The organism is Aminobacter sp. P4_D5, assembly GCF_056401815.1.
Genome location: NZ_JBFUIP010000267.1, coordinates 1 through 5,177 on the forward strand (window position 1 = coordinate 1; position 5,177 = coordinate 5,177).

The window sequence follows — 5,177 nt, forward strand, 5'->3', positions numbered from 1 at the left end:
CGCTTGCCAGGGACGCCTACCTCGGCGATGGGAAAGACGATCTTCATCTTCGCCAAAAGGAAGTATCGCACGCCGTCGAGGAGTTGAGAGGGCGTATTATTGCTGCCTTGTGACAGCGCCTATGACATTGGCTTTGGGGTGCGGCTGGAGCAAAACCAGCCATTCCCCTTCCCACCCCAGTGCCATCGGCATTTCCCCTTAACGCCACGACCGGAAATGATTCCGTAGGCAGATCCGGGGCCGATACCTGCCGGTTCACCCCACCGCGGCCCGCGTCTCGTGACCCAAGACGGCTCAACGTGAGGTGGCTACCGGAACGTCTGCTATTCCATCGCTCTGTCCACCGGATATGCCACAGGCTGATGCCACCCGCTATTGCCACGATCAGGGTGCTACTTCGAAAGTCAGGGACATTCCCGCCCCGCGGGTAAGGCAACGCTCGCACATGACTTCGACGACCGCGAAGTCCTTCGTGGTGACAGGTTTCTTTAGACATCGCAGTTCTCCAATTGTTCCGCCTGCAAGCGGCAAAGTCCGGACGAGGTGGAGAACCCCTGGCCGCATGCGTGCGGCGCACGGGGCTACGATCCTGCGATAAGGCATCCTCCGTAGAACATGAGGCGCGCGAGTGGCGACATGGTCATGCCGTCTGAAGCTCGTGCTGAGGCTGGGCTGGTTGTCCGGCCATCTGGACGACGCTCTCGACGGTCAGACGACGGGTGCGGCCGTCGCGCGACGTCCAGTCGATGGACTGGGCGACTTTCAGGCCGATCAGGGCAGCGCCGATGGGCGTCAGGATCGAGACCTTGGCCTGGGCGATGTCAGCCTCCCCGGGGAACACCAGCGTGACGGTGCGATCTTCGCCCGCGTCGGTGGTGAACCTAAGCGTCGAGCCAATCCTGACGACGTCGTGCGCGATGCGTCCGTCCATCACCACGCGTGCGCGGTCGAGTTCGGAGAGCAGTTGCTCCGCAGCATCGGGATCCCGCGCAGAGTAGGATTCAGCAAGCCGCGAAAGGCTTTCGTGGTCGGAGCGGGTGATCGTGATCGCAGGCTTGCGCCTGTCTATGGTGGGGGCCATTTTCAAAACTCTTCCAAAATGTTCGAACCGCGGGCGCAAAATGCGCCGACGGCTGTATGACTGACTGTGCGGATTTGCTGTCGCCGTGTTCCTGCAACGGCTGCGGAGCGCAGCGCGTGAGGCATATGCCCCTCGGCCGGGGGGCGACGCGACCAAGCCGGGGTTAGGTGCCCGCGACGGGGAACACCCGTTCAAGCAGAAGCGTGAAGCGATCAGTCGACATGTTACGGAACGTGGGATGTCGCGGACACAAAGTCAAGCTGAGCAGCCGCAGTCTGCCCGCATGAGGGCGTTCCTCGCCAATTGCAGCCCGAACGGATACAATTGATCTCCCAGCACTTCGTTTGCATCGCCGGAGGAGGCAATGGACCGTCTTGAGTGCGATCGGGCGTTCCTCGCGGTTATGGAGACGTCGGGTTCGCGCGCGCCGCAGGCGGGGGCCATCCACAGAGGACATTCCCGCCGACCGCGCTAGGTAGCAATTGCGCCTTCATTTCCGTCGGCAGCGGTCCCCGGTGGCTCAGGGTTAAGCGATGACGCCCGCTGGGTTCTTCCTCATCAAGTCAGCATATTGCTTCTCTATCCGCTCGGCGCCTTCGAGATAGGGCGTTGCGCTGGCACGAGATCGAACCAAGTCATACAACACGGCAATCGCCGGAGACCTTGAGCACACGCCATCACGGCCGAGCAAGGCGACCCAGAAGCTCAAATAGAAATCCGCCAGGCAAAAACGAGTGCCCAGGATATAGGGCCCACCTTTCTCCAGTCGCGTGTTCATCACGTCCAGGCGGCTGAGGACAAGGGCTTTAGCCAAATCTTGAATGGCGGGATTGTCCTCTGTTCTCAGCGAGTATCGGTGTGGAAAATGGAAGCGCTTCATTTCAGGCTGAATATCGTCGGCGATGTAGAAGACCGCCGAGAGAAAGTGGCCCCTCAGTGGATCGATCACTGCAGGAGCCAACGTGGAGAGTTGGTGTCGGTCAGCCAAATACACCATCAAGGCGGCCACTTCATACAGTGCGTCGCCCTCAGGGGTGATCAGTACTGGTATGAGCCCGGCTGGATTGATTGCCAGGAACTCGGGTGCCCGGTGTTCGCCCTTTAGAATGTCTATCGTCCTGAACTCGTAATYTATTCCACCTTCCTCCAGCACCCATTGCACGAGCATTGCGCGCGTGAAGTCACCCCCATAGAGAATGTACACTGGAACCTCCCCGGACCGCGACAAAGTCTTCCGTGTAGTAGTCGGACATATTCGAGCACCCAGAAACGATGCGGGTCAAGGCGATCACACGGAGGAAAAATTGGCGAGCTACATGGCCGCGTCGGTCATGGGTACGTGAGGACGGTCGACCGCTTTCGACCGCCGCAGTGCTGAGATGAGCCAAGTTAAGGGTCCAAAAGGGTCAGTTTCCGCCTTCGCTGCAGCTACCAGAATTGCCCGCTTTTCAGGTTCCGAACCTCGAAGCTGCCTGACCGCTACCCACCCCATTGCGGCCATTCACGCGACCGTCGCCCTTGCGCGCCRCCGGGCCGCTGTTGCAAAACAGGGCATGTCCAAGACGACTCCTGCCACGTTGATGCTCGCCAAGTCAGGTGTCCCATTCGCCGTGGCTACTTATGGCTATGATTCCAGCGCCGAGCGCGTCGGGTTGCAGGCGGCCGAGGCCATGGGCGTGCCCGCATCCATCGTGCTCAAGACGCTGATGGTCGAGGCCGACGGCAAGCCGGCCTGCGTGGTGGTTCCCTCCGACCAGGAGGTCAACATGAAGAAGGTCGCCGCGGCCTTCGGCGCCAAGTCGGCGCAGATGATGAAACCCACCGACGCGGAACGGCTGACAGGCTACAAGGTCGGCGGCATCAGTCCCTTCGGCCAGCGCAAGCAGGTGGCGACGGCGGTCGAGGAGATGGCGACGCTGGAGGATGAGGTCTACCTCAATGGAGGTCAAAGAGGGCTGCAGATCCGCATGCGCCCGGACGATCTGGTCCAGGCGCTGGGTGCCAAGGTGGCGGACCTCATCCGCTGACAGTCAAGTTCCGAAAAGCGGTCACTTCCGCTTGTCGATGAAATGCTGCTTCAGCTTGGCGACATCGTCTGATGACCAGCCCTGGATATCCGCCACCTGCATCCAGGCGTCGATATAGTGCTCGGCGGCGTAGACGTGGCCGTAGCCCATCGGGGCGGTGGTGGCCATGGCGAGGTCGAGCGTCAGCTGCAGGAAGGTGACGACCGGATACCAGCGCAGTTCGGGCGAGACATCAGGCCCGCGCGGCGTCTTCATCCAGTCGGGTTCGCGGTAGAGCGAATGGGTCTCGTAGAAGGTGATCGGGTCGGAGGCATATTGCAGGTAGACGAGCCGGAGCGGCCCCCACTCGGCACCTGGAATGTCGAGCGCGTTTTTCTGGGCGGTGAAGCGGACATAAGAGCCGTCGCGGAACTCAGGCAGCCATTCGGGCGTGCCGGGATTGCGCCCGTCGGTGATCGAACGCCAGATGCGGCTGGCGAAAGGCGGGCCGCTCAGCAGMGCGCCCTGATAGGGGTCGCCCAGCACCTCGAACAACTCGTTGGAAAGCTCGGTGCTCAAGGCGCCGAGGCTGAGACCGAAGAGATAGAGTTTCGGCCGCGTCTGCTTGGGCAGGGTGCGCCAGTAGCCATAGATCTCGGTGAAGAGCGCGCGTGACTGTTCGGCGCCATAGCCAGGCTCGACCAGCAGCGACATCCAGCTGGCGAGGTAGGAATATTGGGTGGCGACGCTGGCGACGTCGCCATTGTGCAGGAATTCGATCGGGTCGATGGCCTGCTCGTCGACCCAGCCGGTGCCGGTTGGAGTGATGATGACAAGCGTCGAGCGCTCGAAACCGCCGGCGCGCTTGAGCTCCTCGAGAGCGAGCTTGGCGCGCTCCTGGGCGGTCTCGGCGGATTGCAGCCCGACATAGACGCGGACCGGTTGCTTGGCCGGTTTGCCGGTGAGGCTGCCGATGTCGGTGCCGCTGGGGCCTGACGCAATGTAGGAGCGGCCCATGCGGCCGAGGTCTTGCCAGCGCACCAGCGAGGCTGCACTGCCGGTCTTTTCTGGATCGGAAGGCTGCTTGGTGTCGGGCGGCATCAGCGCATCGAGGCGCTGGAACGAGCTGTCCATGACGCGCAAGCCATAGCGGAAGATGATGCCGTCGGCAGCCGACCAGAACAGTAGCACGACGAGAGTGGTGCCAATGACATAGGAGACGCGCGTCGGCACGAAGCGGCGCAGCTTGCCGGAGACGTAGTGCAGCGTCACGTTGAACAGGCGGGCCAGCGCGATCAAGACGATGAAGGTGATCAGAGCGATCGCGCCGACCTCAAGCGGGTGGCCGGTGTCGACGGGAGGGAGCTTCATCAGGCTGCGGATGGAGTTCTGCCACTCGGCCGCGCGCCAGAGAAAGAGCAGGCCGATGATGCCGCAGGCTACCGCTCCGACGAGCTTGGACACCCTGAGCACGCGGGACCTGAGTTCGGGTAGTTCGAGATAGTGCCAAAGCCAGCGCAGGAAGAAACCGACGCCGTAGCCTGCGGCCGCCGAAAAACCCGACAGCGCGCCCTGGGTGACGTAGTTGCGCGGGATCAAGGTTGGTGTCAGCGACGCGGCAAAAAACAGCGTACCCAACAGCAAGCCGGTCATCGAGAATGAATACCAGTACCTGATGACCCAGTTTCGCAGCATGCAACAACTCCCGATATGCCCGTTCGCGGGCAAAGTGCCCTGCGCGTCGCTGCGGCGCAATACCGAAGCGGACGATGCCGGCTGTAATAGCGCCGTGCGCCCTGTCAGATGCGCGGTCGCGCCATGGGGGGCGGGGTTAGTTGCCATTTGACATGCAGGCATTTACCTGCATATTGTACTTTCACACAGAGTGAGACTGATGGACGATGACAAGGTTTTCAAAGCGCTGGGCGACGCGACACGCAGAAGGCTGCTTGATCTTCTTTGCGAAAAGAACGGGCAGACGCTCGGTCAGCTTTGCGAAAACCTTGATATGGCCCGGCAATCCGCCACGCAGCACCTCGAAATCCTCGAGGCGGCCAACCTGGTCAGCACGGTCAGGCGTGGCCGCGAAA

5 protein-coding genes are annotated in these 5,177 nt (G+C 61.7%); 2 read left to right on the plus strand and 3 right to left on the minus strand.

Going from position 1 to position 5,177, the window contains the following annotated elements:
* Nucleotides 1-640 precede the first annotated feature (640 nt).
* Complete coding sequence (gene rnk / locus AC1DWF_RS30085) at nucleotides 641-1,081, minus strand: nucleoside diphosphate kinase regulator (protein ID WP_476787266.1); 441 nt, start codon at nucleotides 1,079-1,081, stop codon at nucleotides 641-643.
* Between the two features lie 526 nt (nucleotides 1,082-1,607).
* Nucleotides 1,608-2,285, minus strand: coding sequence for a glutathione S-transferase family protein (locus tag AC1DWF_RS30090; protein ID WP_476842426.1), 678 nt, complete (start codon nucleotides 2,283-2,285; stop codon nucleotides 1,608-1,610).
* 349 nt (nucleotides 2,286-2,634) lie between these two features.
* On the opposite strand from AC1DWF_RS30090, the gene ybaK reads away from it, so the two are divergent.
* A complete protein-coding gene (gene ybaK, locus AC1DWF_RS30095) occupies nucleotides 2,635-3,108 on the plus strand; it encodes a Cys-tRNA(Pro) deacylase (RefSeq protein WP_476786653.1) in 474 nt (157 codons plus the stop codon).
* A 21-nt stretch (nucleotides 3,109-3,129) separates the two neighbouring features.
* Here the strand turns inward: ybaK and AC1DWF_RS30100 are convergent, their stop codons facing one another.
* Complete coding sequence (locus AC1DWF_RS30100) at nucleotides 3,130-4,782, minus strand: alpha/beta hydrolase (RefSeq protein ID WP_476788355.1); 1,653 nt, start codon at nucleotides 4,780-4,782, stop codon at nucleotides 3,130-3,132.
* Between the two features lie 199 nt (nucleotides 4,783-4,981).
* On the opposite strand from AC1DWF_RS30100, the gene AC1DWF_RS30105 reads away from it, so the two are divergent.
* Nucleotides 4,982-5,177, plus strand: a 196-nt coding sequence (locus tag AC1DWF_RS30105; protein ID WP_476842427.1) for an ArsR/SmtB family transcription factor, incomplete at its 3' end; no start/stop codon positions are given.